This is a genomic window from Nocardia sp. NPDC051030 (genome assembly GCF_040683015.1).
In the GTDB taxonomy this organism is placed as follows: Bacteria; Actinomycetota; Actinomycetes; order Mycobacteriales; family Mycobacteriaceae; genus Nocardia.
The window spans coordinates 408,140-433,316 of record NZ_JBFBCD010000008.1 but is presented as its reverse complement, the minus strand read 5'-3'; the positions used below and the strand labels follow the sequence as shown (position 1 = coordinate 433,316).

Here is a 25,177-nt window from a genome sequence, read left to right as displayed (position 1 = left end):
AAGTAGGCCTCTACGGCTGGGGTGCGGAGCTAGGCGCTCGCGGCCGTGTCGAGGAAGTCGCCCCCGCCTACGTAGATGGTGTGGCCCGGGGGTGCAGACACTGTGGTGGCATCGGCGACCGCGGTGGCGAATTCTTCGACGGTGGGGAGGGTTCCGTGGTCGCGGCGGGCAGTCACCGCATCGGGGTCGCGGCGTTCCAGGAGCCGCACGATGATGGTGCCGTCGATCATGTCGCCGGAGACGACCGCGAATCCGATTCCGAGACTCTCGAATTCGGGAATCATCGCGCGAAGAGCATCTTCACCGGCACGCTTGCTCTGGGCAATGGCTTCGTAGCCGGTCGGTACTGCGCGGCTGGGGGAGAAGTGCGCCTGGTGGCTGGTGACGAAAACGATCCGTCCACCCGCAGGCATGTGGGGGAGTGTCAGGCGAACCAGTCGGGCCTGGGCGTCGCGGTTGAGGAGCATGGCGTAATCCGGTGCCGCGTCGCGCTCCAGCCCGCCGGAGGCATTGAGTACCACCACATCCAGCCGCCCGAAGTCGGCGACCACGGAGTCGATGAGCGCACGGGCGCTGTCCGGATCGGAGATATCCGCGGCGGCGATGGAGGCACTCCCACCGGCGGCGGCGATCTCGGCGGCGAGGGTCTCGGCCCGTTTGCGCTTCTCCCGGTAATTGATGACGACATGATCGCCGCGCGCCGCCAGGACCCGGGCCGTCTCCGCGCCGATGCCCCGGGATGCGCCGGTGACCAGCACAATTCGCCCCCGACGCTCGGTGCCCAGGTTGTTCGCCGTGGCTTCCATGTAGCTTCCTCCAGCCCGCTGCAATGCTTCTAATTCAGAACCAATATGGTGGTTCGAAATGAGAAGCGCAAGTCAGTCCCCGCCGCCGAACAGTCGCGCCGATGCGTCGGACGCGCCGCTGCTGGCCGCCATGGACCTGCTGGGACAGCGGTGGATTCTGCGCGTGATCTGGGAACTCGAACCCGGCCCGCTGGGCTTCCTGGAACTGCGGCGGCGCATGGGCAACTGCTCCTCGAGCATGCTGTCCACCCGCTTGCAGCGACTGGTGGAGGCCGGGGTGCTGGAGAAGAAGCCGGACAAGTCCTACGAAGTCACCATTGCCGGAAGGGAATTGGGCCTCGCGCTGGAGCCGGTATGGAAGTGGGCGGAGCGCTGGTCCGGATCGCTCGAGCGATCCGCGGCGGTCGAGGACGACGGGTAGGAAGCCCGTGAAGGTGGTCGCCCCGACGCTCGACGACGGGCCTGCTTCCACCATCGTCTATAAAGAAACCTTCGGGACCAGTGCTTTCGCGTGTGTGGGGCGAGAACTGCCGAGATTTGTGCGGTTGATCCAACAACCACATACACTGTCTGGGACGTGAACAAGGTTTGGAGAGGGTGACCACGATGGGAGACCGGACGGTTGTCGCCGACGTAGCCGACGAATTGGCGCGCCGCGTGGCATCCGGGCAGTACGCGCCCGGTGGATTGATGCCGTCCGTTCGTCAGGTGGCCGAGGAGTTCGACCTGAATCGGGCGACGGCGCAACTGATTCTGGGACGACTGGAGTCCTACGGCTTCGTGGACGCCTTCCGCGGCAAGGGATTCGTCATTCGCGATGTGCGCGCCGAGGGTGGCGTGGACGTGTACCGGCGGTTGTTCCGGCTGTCCATGCCGGAACCCGAGGTGGCCGTCGAGATGTTCGGCAATATTGTCGAGGAGGAGCGTGGCATCGCCCTGGAGGCCTTGCTCGCCTACACCGGCAGTGAGCGCTTACTCGATCCGGCCGAACTGAAGGCCGACATCGACGAGCTGGAAACCCTTGCCCGCGGCGCGGATCCGGATCCGCATCGGATGCTGAGCATCGAACTGGGTCTGCTGCGGCGCCTGCTCACCACGCTGGGGCATTCGGTGCAGCGCGCGGTGTTGAACTCCATCGGTGAGATGGTGCTCGAGGTGCCCGAGGCGGTGCAGGCGTTCTTCGCGGTCTCGCCGGATCTGCATGTGCTGGTGTGGCGCGCGCTGGTCGCGGTGTGGGAATCCGACGCCGGGCCGAGTGAGGCGCAGCTGGCGCTGTTCGAGGATCTGTTCGGCATGTACCACCAGAAGGTGGTGGCGCGCTTCGAGGAATCGATGGGCGTGCAGATCGATGCCGATGTGCTTCCGCACGCCGCAACGGCATAATTCGGACTCACGCCGTAACGGCATAATTCGGACTTAAATACCCAACGGGTCGGTTTCGTCTCAGACAAATCTGTCAAGGGCTACTGATCTTTTGACAACTATTGTCCGATCACCGCATTCATGATGGTGCCCGCGCTGGTCGCGACGATTCCGCCGATCAGCGCGCCGGCCACCTGCTTGGGTGCTTGCAGCGGGCCGCCGCTCCACTTCTCCCAGGCGAAGCGGCCGCCCGCGTAGATGATGGCCAGGACGCCCGAAAGCAGCACGAACCAGGTGAAATAGCGGACCAGGCGCAGGAGTTTGTCCGCCACGGGCGGGGTCTCCGGGGTCGGGTTGAAGACTTGGGCCAGTAGATCTTGGGCCAGCAGGTCGTGGGCAGCTATAAGAAGCATCTCGGCGCTCTTCCACGTGACGGCTCTACTATCCCTATCCGGGGTACCGCCATACCCGCTGCCGCGCAAGGGGAACGACGAGATCAGTCGACGTCGTTGTCCGCGGACAGATACGCTACGGCGGCTAGATACTGCCGGCAGGCGAAGTGCTGATCGTGCGCACGCAATATTGTCCTTGCTCGGCGATAGGTGAGGCCGCGTGGTTCTACGGCGCAATCACCGGAAATATCGGTGCTGGGAGCGAGCATCTGTGTCATGGGATGCCTCTGGCCGATGGAGTAGTGCACCGAGTTTAGGGTCGTGCGTCGTGCAGATGCAAGTACATTTGCACGGTCGAACCCCGTGTCCGGTGGTGTTTGTCCCTTTGGTCGGATACTGGGTCGCCAATGGTCACGTGACGCTTCTGAAAACGTTCCCCACGGCACTGGACAGTTGACCTGGGAATAGCTGTCGTTCGCTGACGTCGGCTTACTGGTACCAATTGGTCGGTATTGTCCGGCTTTCTTCGCAACTTCGCACGCACCCTACCTGCACCAAGATCAAAGCTGTTGTGTTGCAAAGGATATGCAGGATTGCGGGGATCCAAAGCGGGCTATTCACGTGCTATCGTTCACTTGCGGTTGCAACTGTAAGTACATCTGATCGAGCATTTGCAAGTACTGGACCACCGTCTGCGGGCGGTACTGGCAAGGAGTCTGACATGAGTGACACATCGGCAACCCGTATAGATCGCTCGGAACTGTCTTGGCGCAAGAGCACTTTCAGCAATCCCAGTGGAAACTGCGTGGAACTCGCGCCACTGGCCGACGGTCAAGTGGCCGTCCGTAACTCCCGTGACCCCGAAGGATCGCTGATCGTCTACACCCGCCCGGAGATCGATGCGTTCCTTCGCGGCGCAAAGAGTGGAGAGTTCGACGACCTCGCGCGCTGAGCGGTAGCATTGGCAATCGGCGCGGTGGTTAGCGACGAGCCGTTGTGAGTCCACTGCCGGCAAACCCGAGCATCGGAGTGGACCACTAATGATCGCAGAACCTGTTGCCCACGGTCTGGCGGATTCCGCTGTCGCCGAGCGTGGCCCGACTGCGCTGCGGATCGCGGTCGGCTCTCAGCTACGTAAGCTGAGGGAAGAGAACGGCATTACCCGAGAAGCCGCGGGTGATCACATTCGCGGCTCCCACGCCAAGATCAGTCGCCTGGAACTCGGGCGCACCGGATTCAAGGAACGCGATATCCGGGATCTGTTGACGCTCTACGGCGTTGACGATCCCGGCGAGCGCGAACAGTTCCTGGAATTGATGCGCAAGGCCAACCAGCCGGGCTGGTGGCATCGCTACAGCGATCTACTGCCGCCGTGGTTCGAGACCTACCTGGGCCTCGAGCATGCGGCGAAAGCCATACGTACCTATGAGGGACAGCTGGTTCCCGGCCTGCTACAGACCGCCGATTACGCGCGTTCCGTCGTCGCCCTCGGGCATGACGAGAACAGCGAACGACGAGTGTCGCTGCGCCGTCGCCGTCAAGAACTACTGACGCGCGACGGCGCCCCGAGCTTCTGGGCGGTGCTGGACGAGGCGGTATTGCGCCGGCCGGTGGGCGGGGCGTCCGTCATGCGCGATCAGATCAATCATCTGATCGCGATCTCCGAGCGTCCCAATGTCACCATTCAGATGCTCCCGTACGCGGCGGGCGGGCATGCGGCAGCGGGGAGTTCGTTCACCATGCTGCGCTTCGCCGAGCCGGAACTGCCGGACATCGTGTATCTGGAACAGCTGACGAGTGCGCTGTACCTGGATCGGCGGCAGGATCTCGAGCTCTACCGTCAGGTGATGGATCAGCTCAGTGTGCAGGCCGAGCCGCCGGAACGGTCGCGCCAGAAGCTGACGGAAATCGCTGCCGCGCTGTGAGGCACGCGCTGTAAGGCATGAGTAAAGGGGCCCCTGGCGGGGCCCCTGTTGGCCCTTGCGGGCTCTTCCGCTACTTCCTTGGTTCCGCTCCGCGGCCTGATGCGGCTACTGCCTGATGAAGCTAGACGCGATGCGCCAGAACGCATCCGGCTGCATCATGTGCAGATCCCAGTCGTTCACCATGGCGTGTGCGGTTGTGACGATTCGTTCGATATCGAAATCGTATCGAGTCGCCGCGCCCGTTGATTCGACCTGGTGTATGACGAAAGCGGTTGCCGTCTCACGTGAATAGGATTGCGCCGGCTGACTTCTGTCGGCGAACCCGAGGCGGCTGAGGTTGATTGGCTGGTTCATTCGAACGCCCCTGACGCCAGGCCGACGGCTAACCCCAGGCAGGAATCGCCAATGATTCACCGCTCGGCTCTCTGGTTGTCCCCTGTGGTGCCTTGCACTGCGAGTCTATGACCGTGCCACTCACAGATGCAAGTGCATCTGCAACCTCGAATTCGCAGGCACAGTAGGGTTTTGAGGATGCTATGGGTTTGCGAAACCGGGCGCCGAGCGTCCCGAAGTATGGTCTCGGACCGGTGTTTGGCCTATTTCCGAACGAAAATTCCATCCAAGGCCGAGAACTGCCTAAATTCCAGGAATTAGCGGAAGGTTCAGGCGGGCTTTGTCGCAGCTTCGCTGATCTGTGATTCCGGCCGTGTCAGTCGAGTTCCGGATCGCTCCGGACCCGCTCGTGGCCCTGTTTGGCGTACCGATGCTCGGCCACCATAAGGTCGATTCCGAACCCCAGGCACAGTGCGCTGGTGAGTGCGCCGAGGACGGCCCATTCCCCCCAGCCGTACCCGACCATGATCAAAGTCAATGCGACCGAGACGATTCCGACGGCTGAGAGATTCAAGCCAGGCCAATAGGGTGCCTCGGCGGGCATGATCGCGGTCCTTTCTGCAGTGCCTTGCAGACGTGATAACAGCGGAATACCCGTCGGGCCACGCGCCAATCACGAGCTCTCTGAGCGGGACCCCGCGGTGAAACCTGTTCCATCGGTGTGTTAGCTCTTGGAACAGTGGGTTCGATCGGTCGGACCGGACGGGAGCGATGACTGTGGTGGACGTGCCGGGGTATTTCGACGCGGTGGACGGTGGGTTCGATCCCACCCGTTTCGCGGCCAGCCAGTGGTCCGCGGCGCAGGTGGTCGGCCCCGCGCTGACCGGTCTGATGGCCCGGGAGCTGGAGCGTGAGCATGCCACCGACGGATTCGTACCGGTGCGATTGACCGTGGACCTGTTCAGCCCGGCCCGTTTCGAGCACACCGTCACGCCCATGGTGCGGGTGCGTGACGGCAGGCGGATCCGGGTCGCGGACGTCTCGGTGGTCCAGGGCGGCAAAACCGTCGCGCGGGCCTCAGTGGTGCTGCTGCAGCCCTCGGAACAGCCGCCGGGGGAGTTGTGGCAGCGCGAGCGCGAGCCGCAGCCGCCGTCGCTGGAACTCGCGCCGCCCTCGGTGTCGCCCAATGTGCCGCTGTTCGGCAGTGCCGCTGACCAATCCGAATGGTCGGTACGTCCCACCGAACATGAGAACACCGGCCGCAAGCGCACCTGGCAGAACCCGATTCGAGCGGTGACGGGGGAGGAGCTCACACCCTTCGTGCGGGCCGCCATCGTCGGCGAGGCGACGAGCATGATGACCAACTGGGGCGACAAGGGCATCGGCTTCATCAATACCGATATGACGCTGGCGCTCTCACGCATGCCGGAGGGCTACGAGATCGGCGTGGAGGCCGACAGCCACTTCAGCGAGCGCGGTATGGCGGTGGGTGTGGCGACCATGTTCGACCGCCGCGGTTCCTTCGGCAGCGCCATGGTGACCTCGGTGTCCAATGCCGGTCGGCAGATCAGCAACGCGCAGCTCGATATCGCGGTGAGCTCGCGTTTCTGAATCGCTCCGAAGATCAACCGTGACAACGGTTTTCCAGGCAGGTCTGTGACAGGACCGGACAATCGTGCCACAATGTGATCAGGTTGAGACGACAGCCGACATTCCCTCCATGGGAGGTCAGGTCCATGTCAGCTATTGCCGTACTCCAGCGTGGGTTCGAACCCGAACACGACGGCCGCCACCCTCCACAGAGTCCCGATCAGGACCGGCGTTGCGTCATCGTGCGCGTCGAGGGTGAATTGGATGCTGCGGTACTACCCGAATTCAGTACCGCGCTCGAACGCGCCGTGGGCTCCGGGAGCCCGATCGTGCTGGTCGATTTCCGGCACACCAGGTTCCTGAGTATCGGTTGCGCGGGCGCGCTCGCCGCGGGTGTTGCCGCCGCCACCATCGACGGTGTCGATCTCCGCGTGGCCGGTTGCCGCCGTGCCGTGGAAAGGGTGCTCGAGGTGACGGGTGTCCGTTCGTTACTGGACTACTATCCGTCGCTTCACGCCGCCCTCGGGGCATAGCAATCCGCCTCCGGGAAAACCTCGAACAGCAGATAATGCTGAGGTGACATCGGGTGGTGAGCTCTCCACGAGCGACGCGCATGCGCTGGAGCAGGTGATCGGCACAGGCCGCCCGCAGAGCGTCGGCAGCTTTCGATTCTGGTTCGCCGACCGGCGGTGGGAATGGTCCGAAGAGGTGGCCGCCATGCACGGCTATCCCCCCGGCACCGCCGAACCCACCACGGACTTGCTACTAACGCATAAGCATCCCGAGGATCGCGAGCAGGTCGCCACCTCTCTTGCCCGATCGGTGGAGAACGGGGAACCGTTCTGCAGCCGGCACCGCATCCTCGACACCGAGGGTGCGGTGCACCACGTCATCGTCGTCGGAGACCTCATGGTCGACGAGAACAATACGGTGGTCGGCACATCCGGCTACTACCTCGATCTCACCGGTGCGCTCGCCGAGAACCGGCAGGAGACGCTCGACGACACCCTGCCCGAGCTGTATCGGGCGCGGGCGGTGATCGAGCAGGCCAAGGGCGCGCTCATGCTCGTCTACGGCCTCGATGCCGAACAGGCCTTCCGGGTGCTGACCTGGCGTTCGCAGGAGACCAATACCAAGCTGCGCACGCTCGCCGAGCGGCTGGTGCAGGAGGTCACCGCGCTGGGTGGGGTCGAGGTGGGGCTGCGCACCCGGTTCGATCACCTGCTGCTGACCGCGCACGAAAGGCCCGATCCGGAATAAGTTGCCGCGCTGATGTTTCGGCGTCGTTTGCCCGGGTAAGGCATCGAATGATGCGACGTACGAATGGATCGGGTGACGGCTGGGCGCGGGGCACTCCAGCGCGGTGGCTGGGCCGTCATGGACGGGCGGAGAGTAGCCATGGACAGGCGGAGATACGGATGAGTGAGTGGATTTCCCAGCCGGCGACCCAGACCAGCGCGGTGGGAATCCGCGTCCCGGCCGAACTCGAGCAGCTCACCATGCTGCGCGCGCTGGCCGAAACTGTGGGGCTGATCGCCGATTTCGCGCTGGATGAGGTGACGGACCTACGGGTGGCGCTGGATGAGGTGGCGACCGCGCTGATCATGGCGGCGGTGGCCGGTAGCCGAATCGATTGTGAATTCGATTTCGACGATCGCCGCATGTTGGTGCGCGTGACGGCGCTGGCGGCGGACTCCGACGCCCTCGACGAGCACGGCTTCGGCTGGCATGTATTGCAGACGCTGACCGAAAACCTTGTCGCGCAACAGCATGCGTATGACGCGTCCACGGGGGGATATCCGACGGTGGTCGAGTTCAGTCGGCTGCGAGGCGAAGTCGATGACCGATGAGGCACGGCGGCCGCAGGCGCGTTCGCGCAGCCGCGGCGATAGCTATGACAATATCGAACCGGCGTTCAAGGAACTCGCCGAACTGGATCCGGAGGATCCGCGGTGGGAAGGGACGCGCGAACGCCTGATCGGCCGCTGCATGCCGCTGGCCGACCACATTGCCCGGCGCTTCGCGGGGCGCGGTGAATCCTTCGACGATCTGCTCCAGGTGGCGCGGGTCGGCCTCGTACAGGCGGTGGATCGCTTCGATGTCTCGCGCGGGTCCTCGTTCCTGTCCTTCGCGGTGCCCACCGTCATGGGCGAGGTGCGCCGCCACTTCCGGGACAACACCTGGGCGGTGCGAGTCCCGCGCCGCACCAAGGAGATTCAGCTCGGCATCGGCGGCGCCGTCGAGGCGCTGGCGCAGCGGCTGGGGCGCATGCCCAAGGCCCGGGAGATCGCGGCCGAGCTCCAGGTCGACCTGGTCGAGGTCACCCAGGCGCTGATCGCGGGCAATGCCTATCAACTCGCCTCGCTGGATGCCCTGGTCGGCGATGACAGTGAGAACACGCCGCTCTCGCTCATGGAGGTGCTGGGCGGGGTCGAGCCGAGTTATGAGCGCGTGGACGAGTTCCTGGCGGTGCGGCCCCTGATCGCCGAATTGCCCGAGCGGGAGCAGCGGGTACTGATCATGCGCTTCTTCGAATCGCGGACGCAGGCGCAGATCGCCGAGGAACTCGGCGTGTCGCAAATGCATATTTCGCGGATACTCACCCGCACGCTGACCTGGCTGCGTGAGGAAGCGATGCGGGACTGACCGGGTCTCGATGTGATTTCGGGGCCACCGGGTTGCCGTGCCGAGGCATGGTCTCCGGTTACGCTCGGTTGTGCTTCGCTGCCTGCGAATATTCGCCATCGCCTTGATGATCGGATGCTTCATGGCGCAGGCGGGGCTTTCGGGGGCGCAGCCGGAACTGGAACCGCAGCCGGTCTCGGGGCAGCTTCCGGATTCCTTTCAGCAGTGGGTCGATGAGCTGATTCCGCCGCCCGCGCTGGCGCCCGCGGTGTCGACGCCATTGACCGATATCGGTGGGCTTCCGGACGAGCTGGCGGCCTTGCGGTCCGCGGTCATGCCCGCCGCCATCGGGGACGGCTTCATCGACGACTGGCCTGAACGGCTCGAGGACTACCGGGACGGGCAGATCGTCGAGTTCCGGGATGTCACTTCGGCGGCGTGGCTGGTGCTGCTCACTCCGGTGAATCGGGTATTGCAGCTCAAGTACCGCACCACGGATTCGCATGGCGCGGCGTCCTATGGGATCGCCTCGCTGGTGCTGCCGAACGGGGCGTGGACCGGGCCCGGGGATCGGCCGGTGCTGGTCAATAACCTGCCCATCAATGGGCTTGGGCGGGACTGCAATCCGAGTTACAACCTCTCGCACGGGTTCAACAGCAAGACGAATCTCGCGGACTATCTACCGCCGACCACGCAGCTGGCGCTGCTGCGCGGGTACGCGGTGCTGATCACCGATCATGAGGGCCCGCGCATGGCCTACGCCGACCCCTATGTGGCCGGGCATGCCGTGCTCGACGCCATTCGGGCCGTGCGCTATGGATTCCCGGAACAGTTCGGGGACAGTCGCTTTGCGATGGTCGGCTACTCGGGCGGGGCGATCGCCACCCATGGCGCGGTCAAGCTCATGCCGGAGTACGCGCCGGAGCTCGAGGATGTGGTGGTCGGGGCGGCCATGGGCGGGGTACCGGCCGACTTCGAGATTCTCTCGCGGAGCATGAACGGGAATCTGGCCTCGGGGGTGTTCCTGGCCGCGGTCTTCGCCATCGGGCGGGAGCGGCCCGAAATCCTGGCCCGGATGAACCATCTCGCGCAGTGGGTGGCGGTGTCGTTCATGAAGGACCAGTGCAGCAGCACCTTCGGGTTGCCGGGACTGCTCATGCTGTCCATCGACGCGGTATCGAATATGCCGAATCCGCTGCACAGTCAGCTGGCGCAGGACATCTTCGGTGTCACGAAGATGGCGGGGAAGAAATCGCCTGTGCCGCTGTACATCTACAACGGTGAGCAGGAGTGGTGGGTGCCCGCGGAGGGGGCGAAGAACCTGTATCAGGAGCAGTGCTCGCTGGGCGCCACGGCGGTGTATCGCAGTGTGATCGGGGAGCATGTGATCGCGGCGTTCACGGGATATCCGGAATCGCTTGTGTGGCTTGACCAGCGACTGCAAGGCGAGCCCGCGCCCAACGAATGTTGAACGCGGGCAACACCTCTCAAGTGCTGCTTAGATCGGGAACAGGTTGTGCTTGCGCGGATTGTGCTTACGGACGGCGTTCTTGTCGCGAAGCAGGCGCAGCGCCTTGCGGATCTCCAGGCGCGTGGCCGACGGCTCGATGACCCCGTCGATGTAGCCGCGCTCGGCCGCCACCCACGGGTTGTCGATGAGCGCGTTGTAGAAGTCCACCATCTGCTTGCGCACGGTCTCGCGCTGCTCGGGCGGAGTGGCGGCGAGGGTCTTCTTACCGGTGACGGTGACCATGCCCTCCGCGCCGATGACCGCGATGCGGGCGGTCGGCCAGGCGAAGTTGATATCGACGCCGAGCTGCTTACAGCCCATGACCGCGTAGCCGCCGCCGTAGGCCTTGCGGGTCACGATGGTGACGATCGGGACCGTGGCCTCGATGAGCGCGCGGAACATGCGGCCGCCGCGCTTGATGACGCCCAGGCGCTCCTCCTCGACGCCCGGCAACACGCCCGGGGTGTCGACGACGTAGACGAGCGGAATATTGAAGGCATCGCAGAGTCGGATGAAGTACGCGCCCTTGTCCGAGCATGCCGCGTCCAGCGCACCGCCCAGCACCATCGGCTGATTCGCGATGACGCCGACGGGCATGCCGTCCACGCGGGCGAATCCGGTGATGAGGTTCTGTGCGGCCGCCTCGCCGATCTCGAGGAAGGCGCCATCGTCGAAGATGCGCAGCAGCACGTCGTGCATGTCGTAGCCCTGCCGATCGGAATCCGGAATGATCCGGTCCAATTCGCGATCGGAGTCGGTGATCTCGGGCTCGATGCCCGGGTTCACGACCGGCGGCTGTTCGAGGCAGCTGCTCGGCAGGTAGCTCAGGTAGTCGCGCGCCCACTGCAGGGCGTCGGCCTCGGTCTTGGCCACATGGTGCAGCAGGCCATTGCGGGCCTGCACGGCCGCGCCGCCCAGCTCCTCGGCGCTGATCTCCTCACCGGTGATGCCCTTGATGACCTCGGGCCCGGTGACGAACATGTACGAGTCGTCGGTCGCGACCAGCACGTCCATATTGACCGGCCCGTACACCGAACCCGCGGCGCACTTACCGAACATGACCGCGACCATCGGCACGTAGCCCGACAGGTCCTCCTGCAACCGGCACATGGTGGCGTACCAGGCCAGCGCGGTCACGCCCTCCTGGATGCGCGCGCCACCGGAGTCATTGATGACCACGACCGGGCAGGCATTGTTGTAGGCGAATTCCATGGCGAGCCGCACCCGGCGGCCGAAGATCTCACCGACCGAGCCGCCCTGCACCCCGGAATCATGGGAGATCACTACGACCGGGCGGCCGTCGACGGTGCCGCGACCGGTGACCACGCCGTCTCCGTAGAGGGCATTGGGATTACCGGGCGAGCGCATGAGCGCGCCCATCTCCACGAAGCTTCCCGGGTCCAGCAGCATGGTGACCCGTTCTCGGGCGCTGGCCACGCCTTTGGCAAGTCGCTTCTGGATACCCTTCTCACCCGTCGGTTCTTCGGCGACCTCGAGGAGCTTGCGCAATTCCGCGAGCTTCTCCGCTGTACCCGTCATTCTTCGGTGTTGCCTTTCCGCCTTCATCAGATCGGGCCGGATCGCAGCCCGCCAACACGCTACCTTGGCTTACCGATGTCGAACCAGTGAACGCCTCGGTAACCTGTGCAACCTGCCAATGTGAACCTCACGGTCGGGTCGGGGATACACTGCGGCCCGTGAGCTCACCGATGACTGTGCGGGCGGGAACGCCCGAGGTGATCCGACCCAATCTGGACACGTTCGGATTCGCGGAGTGGAAGCGAACCGCGATCGTGGGCCTGGTACTGGGTGGATCGGTCACCAGAAGCGTACTGCGCGGCGGACTGCGCAAATCCAAGCGCAAGCGCGCGGCCGCCGAAGGCGTGGTGAACGGGTTCGAGACGCTCGGGCCCATGTTCGTCAAGCTCGGCCAGCTCATCGCCTCCTCGCCGGGGGCGTTCCCGCGCGAGCTCGCGGACGCGTGCCTGCGTTGCCTCGACGATATGTCGCCATTCCCGTCCGCCGATGCGCGGGCGATCATCGAGGCCGATCTCGGCAAGCCGATCTCCGAGCTGTTCCTGGAGTTCGATGACGTACCGCTCTCGGCGGCTTCCATCGCGCAGGTGCACGCGTGCGTGCTCGCCGATGGCCGCGCCGCCGTGGTGAAGGTGCAGCGGCCCGAGATCGGCCGTCGCATGATCGTGGATCTGCGCGCCGCCATGCGGCTGGCGCGGACCATGGAGAAGCGGTTCGAGAACGCCCGCGTCGCCAATACTCAGGGCGTGGTGCGCGATCTGTACGAGGCCACCGTCGCGGAATTGAACTTCCTCATCGAGGCCGACAATCAGAACCAGGCCCGGGAAAACCTGATGGCCTTCGGCGACAACACCAATGTCGCTGTGCCCGAGGTGTATTGGGAGCACTGCGGCCCGCGCGTGCTGTGCATGGAGCGCATGCGCGGCATGCCGCTGGACCGCTTCGACGATATCCGCGAGGTGCATCCCGAGCCGGAGATGCTCATCCGCCGCCTGGTGAAGGCGTGGATGGAAAGCGTTGCGGTGCACGGCCTTTTCCACGGTGACGTGCACGCGGGCAACCTCTGGCTGCTCGATGACGGCCGCGTGGCCATGCTCGATTTCGGCATTGTCGGCCGCATGGAAGCCGAATGGCGCGAGTTCGTCCGTGCCCTCTTCTACGCCAGCTCCATCGACAATGACTTCCGCCCGGTGGCCCGCGCCCTCCGCAAACTCGACTTGGTCTCCGACGACAGCGGCGACGACGCCACCATCGGCCGCCAACTCGCCGTGGCCCTCGGCCCGGTCCTGTCCGGCAGCCTCGACAAACTCGACCTGGGCGTGGTCTCCGCCCGCCTCCTCGAATTCGGCAAGCGCCGAGGCGCTTCCGGCCCCCAGCAACTCATCCTCATGGGCAAACAACTCGGCTACTTCGAGCGCTACGCCGTAGCCCTGGCCCCCGGCTGGAAACTCGGCCGAGACCTCTACCTCTTCCGCAATGTCTTCCCCGCCGAGGTAGCCGCCAAGCTCGCCGAAACCGGCGCGGAACTCCCCGTCGACTGAGGTCAGAACAGGATTGCGCAAGGGTTAGATCGGGGCGGTGGACCACCAGGTGTCGTGGAGGTTCTGGCCGGAGGTGCCGCCGTAGGCGTAGAGCTCGCAGTTTTGTCGGGCAGGGGCGGTGAAGGTGGTGCCCAGTGCGCCGAGGGTGCGGCCGTTCGCACCCGTGATATCGCCCCAGGAGAGGTGTCCGCCTCCGGTGGGGCGTTCCCACTGTTCCTCGCCGGTGACGGCGGCGTCCTTCTCGATGGGCTTGCCGTCGACGGCGCGGCCGTCGGTGTAGCACTTCAAAACCAGCAGCTCGAGGGGGTTCCTGCTTCCATTGCAGTTCAGGACTTTCTTGGCGGAGACCGAGGCGTTCACATCGACCGGTCGACGTTCCTCGTCCATGGGGATGCATCGGATTCCCTGATAGCCGGATGCGTCCGGGTTCGCGGGCAGGAGGTTGGGGAATGCTTGCACGATATCGGCGTAGTTTCCCCAGGACTTCGCGACGGCGGCGGTGGTGGTGGGCGACGATCCGGTGGGTGCGGCGGGATGGTCGGTGGGGCGCAGATTCCAGCCGATGAGACCTGCGGCGGCGATCAGAATGACTGCGAGGAGTAGGCCGATCGCGGGCATCCGTCGTTTCCGGTGGTGAGTTTCGATGCGGACCGTGTCAGCGGGTACGAGGGACGCGGAGAGGCCGAGGGCCGCCGTGGCCGCGATGGCCAGTTCGCCGCATGATTCGTAGCGATGGCCGGGATTCTTGGCCATGGCCTTGGCCACCACGTCGTCGATGGCGTGTGGGAGTGCGGGATTCGCGGCCGTGGGGCGGGGCGGCGGATCGTGCAGATGCGCCGACATGACCGCGCCGGGGTTCGGCCGGGGGAATGGCTGCGAACCGGTCAGCAGTTCGTAGAGGGTGCACCCGAGGGCGTAGATGTCGGCGCGGCGGTCCACCGGGCCCAGTTCCAGCTGCTCGGGGGCGACATAGGCGAGGGTGGCCAGCACCGCGCCCGCTTCGGTCAGCATGGTCGATCCGGTGGCCGCCTTGGCGATCCCGAAGTCCGACACCAGGACTCGGTCGGGTCGGCCGGGGCGCGAGTCGATCAGAATGTTCGCGGGTTTCACGTCGCGATGGAGTAGTCCGGCCCGGTGGACCGCGTCGAGACCCTGGGCCGCCTCCCGCACGATGTGTGCCACCCGTTCGGGCGGGAGCCAGCCCTGTCGGAGCAGTTCGGCCGCGTCGGTGCCGTCGACGAACTGCATGCTGATCCAGAGCCGTTCCTGCGCGATGCCGCGATCGTGCACGGTGACGAGGTTCGGATGGTCCAGCCGGGCGGCGAGGTCCGCCTCGCGAATGAATCGTGCGCGGAACTCCTCGCTCGTACTGCATTCGGCGGACAGCACTTTCAGCGCGTCCCGGCGCGGCAGCCGTGGATGGTGCACCACATACACGGTTCCCATGCCGCCGCTGCCCAGCACGCGTTCGATCAGGTATCCGGCGAAGATCTCGCCGGGTTGCGGTTCGCCGCTAGATCGGCGCATTGCGCCACCAGCGCTCGTACACATCTGTTCCGGTGCTGCCCTCTACACCGTTGACTATCACTTCGCAGAAGTTCCGGCCCCCGTCATCGAACTCGATTTGCAGCTCACCCCGCTGCTTTCCTTCCCACACGAGATTCCCCCACACCACTCGACCGCGTCCCGAGGCGCGTTCCCAGCGTTCGTCGCCGAGGACGGTCTCCCCCTCGGCCCACGACATGATGGACAAGGGGCTGCGGTTGCTATTGCAGTGCGCGTAGAAGAATTTCACCGGATCACCGTTGCCGAGGCAGTTGATCTGAACCTTGACGGGTGGTTGGGCATTCACATCGACCGGCTTCAGATCCTCGTCCTCCGCGCGGCACAGTGCGCTCTGGTAGCCGCCCGAGATCGGTGTGGCCGGTAATAAACCGGGGAAGGCGCTGACGATGAACTGGTAGTTGCCCCACGTGAGCGCGCCGCCGCTGACGGTGGTGGTGGCGCTCGGCAGGGGAGAGGCCACGTCGCCCGAATTCCGTTTCAGGACAACCACACCCGTAGCGACCAGCGCGACCGCCGCGGCGAGGGCGGCGAGTCCGACAGCTCGTCCGCGCCGCCGGTTCTTCGTCCGCCGCATCCTCGGCGTGTGGAGAACGCTGACGCGGGTGGTGTCGGGTGTTCCGGCCAATCCGGCCGCCGCGGCGATGGCGAAGGCGACGGCGGAGTCGTAGCGGTCGCCGGGTTGTTTGGCCATCGCGCGCGCGATCACGGAGTCGATCGTCTGCGGCAGTGCGGGATTCACCTCGCTGGCGCGCGGCGGCGGATCCTGGACGTGGGCCATCATGACCGCCGCGGTATTGGCGCGCGGGAAGGGTTTGCGGCCGGTGAGCAACTCGAAGAAGGTGCAACCCAAGGCGTAGATATCGGCGCGGTGATCGATGAGCCCCGCGGTGATCTGCTCGGGTGCGACATAGGCGAGAGTCGCCAGCACCGCGCCCGTCTGTGTCAGAGCCGTGGATTGACCTGCGGCCTTGGCGATTCCGAAATCGGTGACCAGCACCCGATCCGGTCGATCCGGCTGGGATTGCATCAGGATATTGGCCGGTTTCACATCGCGGTGCAGCAATCCGAGGCGATGTGCCTCGTCCAGTCCCTGCGCGACCTCGCGCAGGATGTGCAGGGCCTGAGCGGGCGGCACCCCGTCGGGATGACGGCGAATGAGCTCGGCGGCGTCGATGCCGTCCACGAATTGCATGGAGATCCACAGACTTCCATGATCGATGCCCCTGTCGTGCACGGCGACCAGGTTCGGATGATCGAGCCGCGCCGCCGCCTCGGCCTCCCGCAGGAATCGCGCGCGGTATTCCGTTTCCAGGCCCAGCGCCTCGGGCAGCACCTTCAGCGCGTCGGTGCGCGGCAGACGCGGATGCCGGGCCAGATACACGGTTCCCATGCCGCCCGCACCGAGCAGCCGTTCGATCCGGTATCCGGCGAAAATCGTTCCGGGAGTGATTCTGTCGGTCATGTCAGCTGCCACCGCCGACCAGCAGGCCATACTGCGCGGACGCCTTTTCCAGCACGTTCGTTGCATCCCGCGAGAAGACGGCCGCGAGGTAGCGGCCGTACCGGATCACACAGAGGTACTTGGACAGTCCCAGCTTGTCCGTCTGAGCCGTCGAGAGCGTGCAGTGCATGTCCTGCGCGGCGATTCCGTCGGGAAGGGGCATGGTCGTCAGCCCGTTCTCCTTGTCCTTGCCGGTCTGTCGCTCGAAGGCGGCCCGTGCCGCCGCGGCGGTCGGGAATCGGAACAGGGAGTTGAGATTGTTGATCGCCCGCGCCTCCGCCGGTACTCGGCCCGTTACACGACCACCGAAGAGCTGCGAGGCCCTCGGACCGAGGACGACGCCGGACGCGTAGAGGCTCGAATCCCAGCCCGCGATGACCTCGTTCGCGAAGGTGATGACCTCCGGGTACGGCCAGCGGCCCGGTGCGGTCGGCACCATGCGGGAGAGCATCTTGTCGGGGTCGAGCGGCAGCGTGGCCAATGTGTCCGCGGGTGTCGGCTGATAGTCGCGCAGTCGTCGCTCCTGCTTGTCGAAGCCATTGTGCGCCAGCGCCGTCAGCGCGGGGAGATCGATGGCGGTGTGCGCGGCCAGGAGGCTGATCACCGATGTCCCGGATGCCATGGTCGCCGCCAGCGTCGGCACATTCGGCCGCCAATGAGCGTGTGCCGCAGGGTAATCGGGAATCGTGACGGCGACATTCTCGGTGCTGACGGCGGCATCGGTGGCATCGATCTCCGAGGCCGCGGCCTGCGCGGACGCGGTGTCGGGAAAGCGGAACACCATGAGGGTGAGCGCCCGGAACGTGCCGGTCGTGGGGTGCCGGACCATGGTGCGATCGGCCCCGCCGACCGCCGCCCCGGTGATCATCCCGCGGCGTTCCAGTACGGCTCGGACCGGTTCCGCCAGCAGGGTGGCCGCTTTCACGGGTGTCGGCATGAGGAACAGGCCGCCGAGTTCGAGCTGTGCGGTGAGGGCGGAGTCGGCCTCGATCGGATCGATCATGGCTTCGGACAGCCGGACCGCCTCCAGCACCCGGCCGTACGCGTCGGTACCCGGCGGCGCGTCGAGCGGTTCGGCGGTGTAGATCCCGGTGCGCAGCGCGGCCGGATTCAGGTGCTGCGGCATCGGATCACCCGGCACGGTACAGGCGGTGGCCAGCGTCGCGGTGGCGATCAGAAGCGCTACGGCCGTGCGCTTTCCGAGCAATCGGAGGTTCATGCGAAGGGTCTTTCGGCTGGTGTTCACAGTGGTGCCTGCGGCCACCAGCGGTCATGGATCGCGGCCCCGGTCGTGGCTCCGGTCACCGTGAGGCGGCAGAAGTTCCTGCTCGCGTCGGCGAACATGACCTCGAGTATGCCCATCTTCTTACCCGCGAGGATGGGCAGGAAATTATCGGCCGGATAGGTCGTGGTGCCCCAGAACAGATGTCCGGATCCGGTCGGGCGACTCCACGCCTCGTCGCCCTCCAGTTTTTCGAACAATGCGTTGTCCGGCACGATCGCGGTGCGGTTCGCATTGCATTTCGTCTCGACCGTGTACACGGGATCGCGATCTCCGAGGCAGAACAGGACGCCCACCGCGGGCTTGTCGTCGAATGTCAGCGTGTTATCGCCATGCTCGGGGATCGGAGAGCAATTGGTGATCTGTTGATATCCGACGGCGTTCGGTGCGGGCGGGTAGAGCGCCGGAAAGAGTTGCACGATGTAGGCGTACTCACCCCAACTGGCCGGATCGACGCCGGTGGTATTGGGCCGATGCGGATCGGCCGAGGGAGTGTCGTCGCCGGAGTTGAAGGCGGCCAAGGATATCCCCGACGCCACCGCGATGAGCACCGCGGTGAGTGCGGTGGCGACCAGCGCGCGGCGCTTGGGTCGTGGCCGATGGACCGCGCCGAGGAAGGCCCCCTGTGCCGCGGCGGCGAGCACGCCGCAGCTCTGGAAACGGTCGGCGGGGTTCTTGGCCAGGGCGGTGGCGATCACCGCGTCGAATTCGATGGGGAGCGCGGGGTTCAGGGCCGATGGCCGTGGCGGCGGGGAATTCAGATGCGCGAACATGATCGCCGCCGGGCTGTCGAGCGGGAACGGCACGCTGCCGGTGAGCATCTGGTACAGCGTGCAGCCGAGGGCATACACATCGGTGCGATGGTCGACCGGTTCGCCATTGAGCTGTTCCGGCGCCGCGTACGCCAGGGTCGCGGTGAGGCCGCCCGCGCCGTCGAGGGTGGCCGAATCATCTGCGGGACGGGCGATTCCGAAGTCCGTGACCAGGACTCGCTCGAGGCCGTCGGTAGGCGTGGCAATGAGGATATTGGCGGGCTTCACGTCCCGGTGCAGTAGTCCGGCGCGATGCACCTCGTCCAGCCCGTGTGCCGCTTCGGAAATGATCCGCACGGCGCGGGCGGGGTCGAGCGGGCCGTGTCGCAGGAGTTCCGCGCCGTCGATGCCTTCCACATATTGCATGGCGATCCACAGTCGGCCGTCCTGCTCGCCGCGGTCGCGCACCGCCACCAGGTTCGGATGTTGCAGCTGCGCGGCGATTTCGGCTTCCCGCAGGAACCGCGCGCGGAAGCCCGGATCGTCCTGGTGGCTGTCCGACAGGACCTTCAGCGCATCCTTGCGCGGTAAGCGCGGATGCTGCGCCAGGTAGACGGCACCCATTCCACCGCTGCCGAGCTTGCGTTCGATGCGGTATCCGCCGTAGCTGCGGTCGTCCGCGGCGTTCAACCGAAACCCCCAAATCCGAAACCTCGGCGCAGTGTACGACACAAACCAGGCGGTATCTCTGGATCCGGATTGTCGGTGGGTAGTCGCGGTGGTTACGAGAACGACTGTGCCGGATGCTGTCTCGGATGCGCCGTGCCGAGCGGACCGCGGAGTCCGGTTCGAGACACGCGGATCGGTTCGGCGGTGGGGGTGCCGCGGCGGCGGGCGGTTTGCTGACTCAGTCGACGGGCGAACGCTATTCGCGGCTCGAACCGGCCGTGAGGGCAGGCGCGAAGGTGCCGACGAGGACACGGTTGATTTGCTCGACGGCGCGCTCGATGGGGCCGATGGGCTGGAAGAGATGGCTCAGGGCCAGGCGGACCAGGGTTTCGATCATCGAGCCGAGTTCGGTGTCGGAGACTCCGTCGAATCCGTATTGGGCGCGGCCTGCCGCGGTGAGGGCGGCGATCGCTCGGCCGAGGACTGGTTCGGTTTCGGTCATGATGCTGGGGAGCAGGGCGGTGTCGTCGGCGGAGCGGCCGGAGAGGACGGCCTTGAGGAGTGTGTTGTCCGCGCCGGTGCGGAGGGTGTATTCGACCGCCGCGGTCATTCCTGCCAGGGCATCGTCCGGATGCGCGGCCAGGCTTTCGGCGATGCCCATGAGGAACATGTCGACCTCATTGCGGATGACCACGTCGGCGAGATCCTGGCGTGCGCCGATCTCCTTGTAGAGGACGGGTCGGCTGACGCCCACCTCCTTGGCGACGCGAGACATGTTCACCGCGCCCCAACCCTCGGTGACGACGATTCGGCGTGCGGTGTCCAGGACGCGCTCCCGCAGGAGCTGCCGCATTTCGGTCTGGAAGTTCGGCGCTTCAGCCACGAGCCGATGTTATACGACCTCGGGATCTGTCCGGCTGTTGACAATAAAGAGTGATGTGTATGTAATGAATACACATCATGCGAAAGTGTAAACGGCACTGTTCAGGGGCCGGTTCTGCAAGGAGATCGACAATGACGACGTCTCGGATCCAGGGGTCGAAGCACTCCGCGCCACCGCGGTGGCGTGACCGCAAGCGCTACCTGTGGCTGTTCGGCCTGGTGGCCCCGACCGCCCTGTTCCTCGCCACCGGACTGGTGTGGGCGTTCGATCGGCTCGGGTGGCAGGCCGTGGCGCCGGTGTGGTGGTGGATCGGCCCGCTGCTGGTCTACGTGCTGCTGCCGATGCTGGATCGCTTCTTCGGGCCGGACGGGCAGAACCCGCCGGACGAGGTCATGGAGATGCTGGAGAACGACCGGTATTACCGGTACTGCACCTACGCCTACATTCCGTTCCAGCTGCTGGGCCTGATCTTCGCCTGCTATCTGTGGACGGCTTCGAATCTGTCCTGGCTGGGCATGGACGGCGGGCTCGGCCTGGTGTCGAAGATCGGGCTGGCGCTGAGCATCGGTGTGGTCGGCGGGGTGGGCATCAATACCGCGCATGAGCTCGGGCACAAGAAGGATTCACTGGAGCGCTGGCTCTCGAAAATCACTCTGGCGCAGACGTTTTACGGGCACTTCTATATCGAGCACAATCGCGGGCATCACGTGCGGGTGGCGACGCCGGAGGATCCGGCCAGCGCCCGGTTCGCGGAATCGTTCTGGAGTTTCCTGCCGCGCAGTGTGTGGGGGAGCCTGCGCTCATCGTGGGAGTTGGAGAAGCAGCGGCTGGAGCGACTCGGCAAGCGGCCGTGGACGATTCACAATGACGTGCTCAATGCCTGGCTGATGTCGGTGGTGCTGTGGGGTGTGCTGGCCGTCGTGTTCGGCCCGATTGTGCTGCCGTTCTTGATCCTTCAGGGCGTGTATGGATTCTGCCTGCTGGAGACGGTGAACTATCTCGAGCATTACGGCCTGCTCCGGCGCAAGACGGCGGCGGGACGGTACGAGCGCTGCACGCCGCAGCACAGCTGGAATTCCGATCACATCGTGACCAATATTTTCCTCTACCACTTGCAGCGCCACAGCGATCATCACGCGAATCCCACACGGCGCTACCAGATTCTGCGCAGCATGGACGGCGCGCCCAACCTGCCCAGCGGGTACGCCAGCATGATCGGCCTGGCCTACTTCCCGCCGCTGTGGCGTCGGGTCATGGATCACCGGGTGCTCGAGCACTACAGCGGCGATATCACGCGGGTGAACATCCAGCCGCGTCGGCGCGAGCGGGTGCTGGCGCAGTACGGAGCCCGGTGATGTCCGCATACCGCTGTCCCGTCTGCGATTACGTGTACGACGAAGCCACCGGCGCACCGCGTGAGGGCTTCCCGGCGGGCACCCCGTGGTCCGCGATCCCGGATGACTGGTGCTGCCCCGACTGCGGGGTCCGGGAAAAGATCGACTTCGAATTCACCTCCGCCACAACAGGACACACCAATGACTGACTACAAACTCTTCCGCTGCGTGCAGTGTGGCTTCGAGTACGACGAGGCGCTGGGCTGGCCCGAGGACGGCATCGAGCCGGGCACCCGCTGGGACGACATTCCAGACGACTGGTCCTGCCCGGATTGCGGTGCGGCCAAGGCCGATTTCGAGATGGTCGAGGTCAGTCGCGCGTGAGCGGGCGCATTGTCATCGTGGGCGCGGGCGTGGCCGGAGCGACGGCAGCTAAAACGCTTCGCGGGGAAGGCTATTCCGGCGAGATCGTGCTGCTCGGCGCGGAGCCCGGTCTGCCCTACCGGCGGCCGATGGTGTCCAAGGAGCTACTTGCCGGAACGGTGGAGGAACGTCGCACGTTGATCGCCGACGCGGACTCCTGGAAGTCACTCGATATCGACCTGCGGCCCGGGGCTGCGGTGCTGCGCGTCGATGCCGATCGGAGTTGCGTCGAGCTGGTGAATGGCAGCGAAATCGGTTACGACAGACTGCTTCTCGCGACCGGAGCCCGACCGCGCCGATTGCCGGGCATGGGCGGCGCGCACACCCTGCGCGGCCGGGCGGATGTCGAGCCGCTGCGCTCGGCTCTCACCTCGGGTGGGTCCCTGCTGATAGTGGGCGGCGGTCTGATCGGCTGCGAGGTCGCCGCCACCGCGCGCGGGCTCGGCGCGAAGGTGACCGTTCTGCACGCCGGGCCCGCACCGCTCGATCGCGTCGTCCCGTCACTGCTAGGCGAGTACTACCGAAATCTGCATGCGGACAATGGGGTCGAGTTCCATACCGGAGTATTGCTGGACCGGTTCGAGCACGGCGAAGGCGGCGTGACCGCGATTGCGTCCGACGATCGCCGTTGGCACGCCGCCACCGCCTTGGTCGCCATCGGGGCTGTCCCGGACACTGCGCTCGCCGCGACCGCCGGACTGCTCATCAATGACGGCATTGTGGTGGACGAGCAGTACCGCACTTCGATTCCGGGGATCTTCGCGGCCGGGGATGTCGCCACCCGTTTCGATCCGGAACGCGGGGTCCATGTGCGGGAAGAACACTGGAACAGCGCGCAAGCGCAAGGTGTTGCCGCAGCGAAGTCCATGCTCGGTATTTCGCCGGGACGTGCCGAGGTCGCGTGGGGCTGGTCCATGCAGTACGGGCTGAATCTACAGTTCGCGGGCCGCATTCGGGAGGAGGATGAACTCGTGGTGCGTGGTTCGCTCGACACGGCCCGGATTACGGTCCTCGCTTTGCGGGGTGGGCGGCTGACGGGTGCGGCGAGTATAGGGCGACCTGCGGATATTCGCGCGGCACGGGATCTCGTCGCCCGGGGCGCGCGGCTGGATCCGGTTGCCTGCGCGGAGGAATCGACGGCGCTTGCCGCGGCCGAACTCGATGATTCGGTCTCCGTATCGAATTGAGCTAACAATTCGCAAAATGTGAAAAGCCATTGCTCGGATCCGCTCCGGGCAATGGCTTTTCTGTTTGCCGATGCATAGCTGAAACAGATTGGCGAATCGTGCTAATCGCGCGGGGCGCGTATTGTGCACCCGACCCCTCTGCCGGTCAAGAGTCAAACCAAACCAGTGAAGACTGACACGTCAGTCCGGAATCTGTATTAGTGTCCCAGTCGGTCGGGATCGACTCCGGCCATCAGTGGGGTCAGTGGGGTGGTAGGCATTGGTCGACAAGGTCATTCGGGGGCCGGAGCCGTTGATACGGCAGGCCGTCGAATTCGTTCTCTCGGGGTTGCGGACGTTCGGACGCACGCTGCAACTGGCGGTAGCGGCCTTCCGCTATCTGGTCACCGATATCGTCAAGCTGCGGCATCCGTGGCGTGACACGCTACAGCAGGGGTGGTTCATCGTCAGCGTGACGGCGATTCCCGCTGTGCTGGTATCGGTTCCGTTCGGCGTGATTGTCGCGGTGCAGGTCGGCAGCCTGACCCAGCAGGTCGGTGCCAGCTCGGTCTCGGGCGCGGCCGGCGGGCTCGGCGTGATCCGGCAGGGCGCGCCCATGGTGACCGCGCTGCTGCTCGGCGGCGCGGCCGGATCGGCCATCGCCTCGGATCTGGGCGCGCGCACCATTCGCGACGAGGTGGATGCCTTGCGCGTCATGGGCATCGACCCGATCAGGAGACTCGTGGCCCCACGCCTGGCGGCCATGATCACGCTCACGCCGCTGCTGTGCATGCTGATCATTTTCATGGGGGTGTTCACCGGGTACGTGATCGCCGTCGGATTCCAGGGCGTGACGCCGGGCAGTTACCTGTCCGCCTTCGCGGCCTTCGCCAAGATGAGCGATCTGGCGGTGGCCATCGTCAAGGCCGTCATCTTCGGCATCATCGTGCTCATCGTGTCCTGTCAGCGCGGGCTCGAGGCCGGTGGCGGGCCCAAGGGCGTCGCCAATGCCGTGAACGCGGCGGTGGTGATCGGCGTGATCGCGGCCTTCGGCGTGAATCTCGTGATCACCCAGCTGGTTTCGATGTTCCTACCGACGCAGGTGGGCTGATGACGCAGGTTCCCTCCCGCTATCAACCGCTCGGCACCGTCGGCAAGATCGCCGGACGGACCGCCGAAGCGCCCATGACGGTGTTCGAATCCCTCGGGCACCAAGCGACTTTCGTCTACGAGGTGCTGGCCGCCATCCCGCATACGCTGCGGGTCTACCGGCGTCAGACCATGCTCATCCTCTCCGATATCACCTGGGGCTCAGGGGCGATCATCGTGGGCGGCGGCACCGTGGCGGTGCTGGCCTTCCTCGGCATCGCGGTCGGCGGCTCCATCGGCGTGGAGGGTTTCACCGCGCTGAACATGGTCGGCATGGGCCCGCTCACCGGGTTCGTCTCGGCCTACGCCAATACCCGGGAGATGGCTCCCATGGTGGCGGCCATCGGCTTCGCCGCCCAGGCCGGATGCCGCATGACCGCCGAGATCGGTGCCATGCGCATCTCGGAGGAGATCGACGCGCTCGAGGCCATCGGCATTCGGCCCATGCCATTCGTGGTGACCACCCGCGTCATCGCCGGAATCATCACCATCGTGCCGCTGCACCTGCTCACGCTCATCCTGTCGTACCTCTCGTGCGCGACCGTGGTGAATGTGCTGCACGGGCAGTCCTCCGGCACCTACTACCACTATTTCGACGCCTTCCTGCAACCCAGCGATGTGCTGGCCTCACTGCTGAAAGCGACGATCTTCGTGGTCGCCATCATTCTCATCCACGGCTACCAGGGCTTCTACGCCTCCGGCGGCCCGGAGGGCGTGGGCCGGGCCTCCGGTCGCGCCATTCGCGCCAGCCTGGTGCTGGTGGTCATCCTGGACATGATCCTGACGATCGTGATCTGGGGCCTGGACGTCGGCATTCGGATCTCGGGGTAGA

General features: G+C 65.4%; 27 protein-coding genes. 17 read left to right on the top strand and 10 right to left on the bottom strand.

Annotation, left to right across the window (positions count from 1 at the left end; all coding sequences use genetic code 11):
• Positions 1 to 29: 29 nt before the first annotated feature.
• Positions 30 to 806 (bottom strand): SDR family oxidoreductase, encoded by a 777-nt coding sequence (locus AB0N05_RS27550; RefSeq protein WP_364698919.1) that lies wholly within the window; start codon positions 804 to 806, stop codon positions 30 to 32.
• A 58-nt stretch (positions 807 to 864) separates the two neighbouring features.
• Between AB0N05_RS27550 and AB0N05_RS27545 the strand changes: the two genes are divergently transcribed.
• Complete coding sequence (locus AB0N05_RS27545) at positions 865 to 1,227, top strand: helix-turn-helix domain-containing protein (protein WP_364698917.1); 363 nt, start codon at positions 865 to 867, stop codon at positions 1,225 to 1,227.
• Positions 1,228 to 1,412: 185 nt separating this feature from the next.
• The gene (locus AB0N05_RS27540) at positions 1,413 to 2,189 is read left to right on the top strand and encodes a GntR family transcriptional regulator (protein WP_364699136.1); all 777 of its coding nucleotides are present in this window, start codon (positions 1,413 to 1,415) and stop codon (positions 2,187 to 2,189) included.
• Positions 2,190 to 2,287: 98 nt separating this feature from the next.
• On the opposite strand, the gene AB0N05_RS27535 is transcribed toward AB0N05_RS27540, so the two are convergent.
• Positions 2,288 to 2,581, bottom strand: coding sequence for a hypothetical protein (locus tag AB0N05_RS27535; RefSeq protein WP_364698915.1), 294 nt, complete (start codon positions 2,579 to 2,581; stop codon positions 2,288 to 2,290).
• A gap of 700 nt (positions 2,582 to 3,281) precedes the next feature.
• On the opposite strand from AB0N05_RS27535, the gene AB0N05_RS27530 reads away from it, so the two are divergent.
• Both AB0N05_RS27530 and AB0N05_RS27525 read left to right on the top strand, forming a co-directional pair.
• Positions 3,282 to 3,512, top strand: coding sequence for a DUF397 domain-containing protein (locus AB0N05_RS27530; protein WP_364698913.1), 231 nt, complete (start codon positions 3,282 to 3,284; stop codon positions 3,510 to 3,512).
• A gap of 88 nt (positions 3,513 to 3,600) precedes the next feature.
• Positions 3,601 to 4,485, top strand: a complete 885-nt coding sequence (locus AB0N05_RS27525; protein ID WP_364698911.1) for a helix-turn-helix transcriptional regulator — start codon at positions 3,601 to 3,603, stop codon at positions 4,483 to 4,485.
• A 105-nt stretch (positions 4,486 to 4,590) separates the two neighbouring features.
• Here AB0N05_RS27525 and AB0N05_RS27520 read toward each other — a convergent pair whose 3' ends face one another.
• Both AB0N05_RS27520 and AB0N05_RS27515 read right to left on the bottom strand, forming a co-directional pair.
• On the bottom strand, positions 4,591 to 4,839 hold the full coding sequence (locus AB0N05_RS27520) for a hypothetical protein (RefSeq protein ID WP_364698909.1): 249 nt from the start codon (positions 4,837 to 4,839) through the stop codon (positions 4,591 to 4,593).
• Between the two features lie 355 nt (positions 4,840 to 5,194).
• A complete protein-coding gene (locus AB0N05_RS27515; protein ID WP_364698907.1) occupies positions 5,195 to 5,422 on the bottom strand; it encodes a hypothetical protein in 228 nt (75 codons plus the stop codon).
• Between the two features lie 167 nt (positions 5,423 to 5,589).
• Between AB0N05_RS27515 and AB0N05_RS27510 the strand changes: the two genes are divergently transcribed.
• From AB0N05_RS27510 to AB0N05_RS27485, 6 genes are all read left to right on the top strand, one after another.
• Positions 5,590 to 6,429 (top strand): acyl-CoA thioesterase domain-containing protein, encoded by an 840-nt coding sequence (locus AB0N05_RS27510; protein WP_364698905.1) that lies wholly within the window; start codon positions 5,590 to 5,592, stop codon positions 6,427 to 6,429.
• Positions 6,430 to 6,554: 125 nt separating this feature from the next.
• Complete coding sequence (locus AB0N05_RS27505) at positions 6,555 to 6,941, top strand: STAS domain-containing protein (protein ID WP_364698903.1); 387 nt, start codon at positions 6,555 to 6,557, stop codon at positions 6,939 to 6,941.
• Between the two features lie 43 nt (positions 6,942 to 6,984).
• Positions 6,985 to 7,668, top strand: coding sequence for a PAS and ANTAR domain-containing protein (locus AB0N05_RS27500; RefSeq protein ID WP_364698901.1), 684 nt, complete (start codon positions 6,985 to 6,987; stop codon positions 7,666 to 7,668).
• Between the two features lie 158 nt (positions 7,669 to 7,826).
• Complete coding sequence (locus tag AB0N05_RS27495; RefSeq protein WP_364698899.1) at positions 7,827 to 8,258, top strand: anti-sigma factor; 432 nt, start codon at positions 7,827 to 7,829, stop codon at positions 8,256 to 8,258.
• The gene (locus AB0N05_RS27490; protein WP_364698897.1) at positions 8,248 to 9,054 is read left to right on the top strand and encodes an RNA polymerase sigma factor SigF; all 807 of its coding nucleotides are present in this window, start codon (positions 8,248 to 8,250) and stop codon (positions 9,052 to 9,054) included. The genes AB0N05_RS27495 and AB0N05_RS27490 overlap by 11 nt, the downstream gene beginning before the upstream one ends.
• Positions 9,055 to 9,175: 121 nt before the next feature.
• Positions 9,176 to 10,504: a lipase family protein gene (locus tag AB0N05_RS27485; protein ID WP_364698895.1), complete on the top strand. Its 1,329-nt coding sequence runs from the start codon at positions 9,176 to 9,178 to the stop codon at positions 10,502 to 10,504.
• A gap of 27 nt (positions 10,505 to 10,531) precedes the next feature.
• Here AB0N05_RS27485 and AB0N05_RS27480 read toward each other — a convergent pair whose 3' ends face one another.
• The gene (locus AB0N05_RS27480) at positions 10,532 to 12,082 is read right to left on the bottom strand and encodes an acyl-CoA carboxylase subunit beta (protein WP_364698893.1); all 1,551 of its coding nucleotides are present in this window, start codon (positions 12,080 to 12,082) and stop codon (positions 10,532 to 10,534) included.
• 158 nt (positions 12,083 to 12,240) lie between these two features.
• Between AB0N05_RS27480 and AB0N05_RS27475 the strand changes: the two genes are divergently transcribed.
• Positions 12,241 to 13,620 carry an AarF/ABC1/UbiB kinase family protein gene (locus tag AB0N05_RS27475; protein WP_364698891.1) on the top strand — a complete coding sequence of 460 codons (1,380 nt, stop codon included), beginning with the start codon at positions 12,241 to 12,243 and terminating at the stop codon, positions 13,618 to 13,620.
• A 24-nt stretch (positions 13,621 to 13,644) separates the two neighbouring features.
• Here the strand turns inward: AB0N05_RS27475 and AB0N05_RS27470 are convergent, their stop codons facing one another.
• The 5 genes from AB0N05_RS27470 to AB0N05_RS27450 all read right to left on the bottom strand — a co-directional run bounded on the left by AB0N05_RS27470 (position 13,645) and on the right by AB0N05_RS27450 (position 20,273).
• On the bottom strand, positions 13,645 to 15,147 hold the full coding sequence (locus tag AB0N05_RS27470) for a serine/threonine-protein kinase (RefSeq protein WP_364698889.1): 1,503 nt from the start codon (positions 15,145 to 15,147) through the stop codon (positions 13,645 to 13,647).
• A complete protein-coding gene (locus AB0N05_RS27465; protein ID WP_364698887.1) occupies positions 15,134 to 16,648 on the bottom strand; it encodes a serine/threonine-protein kinase in 1,515 nt (504 codons plus the stop codon). The genes AB0N05_RS27470 and AB0N05_RS27465 overlap by 14 nt, the downstream gene beginning before the upstream one ends.
• A 1-nt stretch (position 16,649) precedes the next feature.
• Entirely contained in the window at positions 16,650 to 17,906 is a 1,257-nt protein-coding gene (locus tag AB0N05_RS27460; RefSeq protein WP_364698885.1) for a hypothetical protein, read from the bottom strand.
• A 23-nt stretch (positions 17,907 to 17,929) separates the two neighbouring features.
• A complete protein-coding gene (locus AB0N05_RS27455; RefSeq protein ID WP_364698883.1) occupies positions 17,930 to 19,411 on the bottom strand; it encodes a serine/threonine-protein kinase in 1,482 nt (493 codons plus the stop codon).
• 235 nt (positions 19,412 to 19,646) lie between these two features.
• A complete protein-coding gene (locus AB0N05_RS27450; RefSeq protein ID WP_364698881.1) occupies positions 19,647 to 20,273 on the bottom strand; it encodes a TetR family transcriptional regulator in 627 nt (208 codons plus the stop codon).
• Positions 20,274 to 20,404: 131 nt separating this feature from the next.
• Here AB0N05_RS27450 and AB0N05_RS27445 point away from each other — a divergent pair, with 131 nt between their 5' ends.
• From AB0N05_RS27445 to AB0N05_RS27420, 6 genes are all read left to right on the top strand, one after another.
• On the top strand, positions 20,405 to 21,628 hold the full coding sequence (locus AB0N05_RS27445) for an alkane 1-monooxygenase (RefSeq protein WP_364698879.1): 1,224 nt from the start codon (positions 20,405 to 20,407) through the stop codon (positions 21,626 to 21,628).
• Positions 21,628 to 21,816 carry a rubredoxin gene (locus tag AB0N05_RS27440; protein ID WP_364698877.1) on the top strand — a complete coding sequence of 63 codons (189 nt, stop codon included), beginning with the start codon at positions 21,628 to 21,630 and terminating at the stop codon, positions 21,814 to 21,816. The genes AB0N05_RS27445 and AB0N05_RS27440 overlap by 1 nt, the downstream gene beginning before the upstream one ends.
• Positions 21,809 to 21,991, top strand: a complete 183-nt coding sequence (locus AB0N05_RS27435; protein ID WP_025350806.1) for a rubredoxin — start codon at positions 21,809 to 21,811, stop codon at positions 21,989 to 21,991. The genes AB0N05_RS27440 and AB0N05_RS27435 overlap by 8 nt, the downstream gene beginning before the upstream one ends.
• On the top strand, positions 21,988 to 23,217 hold the full coding sequence (locus AB0N05_RS27430) for an FAD-dependent oxidoreductase (protein WP_364698874.1): 1,230 nt from the start codon (positions 21,988 to 21,990) through the stop codon (positions 23,215 to 23,217). The genes AB0N05_RS27435 and AB0N05_RS27430 overlap by 4 nt, the downstream gene beginning before the upstream one ends.
• Before the next feature lie 274 nt (positions 23,218 to 23,491).
• Positions 23,492 to 24,307, top strand: a complete 816-nt coding sequence (locus tag AB0N05_RS27425) for an ABC transporter permease (protein WP_364699134.1) — start codon at positions 23,492 to 23,494, stop codon at positions 24,305 to 24,307.
• 74 nt (positions 24,308 to 24,381) lie between these two features.
• Positions 24,382 to 25,176 carry an ABC transporter permease gene (locus tag AB0N05_RS27420; protein ID WP_364699131.1) on the top strand — a complete coding sequence of 265 codons (795 nt, stop codon included), beginning with the start codon at positions 24,382 to 24,384 and terminating at the stop codon, positions 25,174 to 25,176.
• Position 25,177 lies beyond the last annotated feature (1 nt).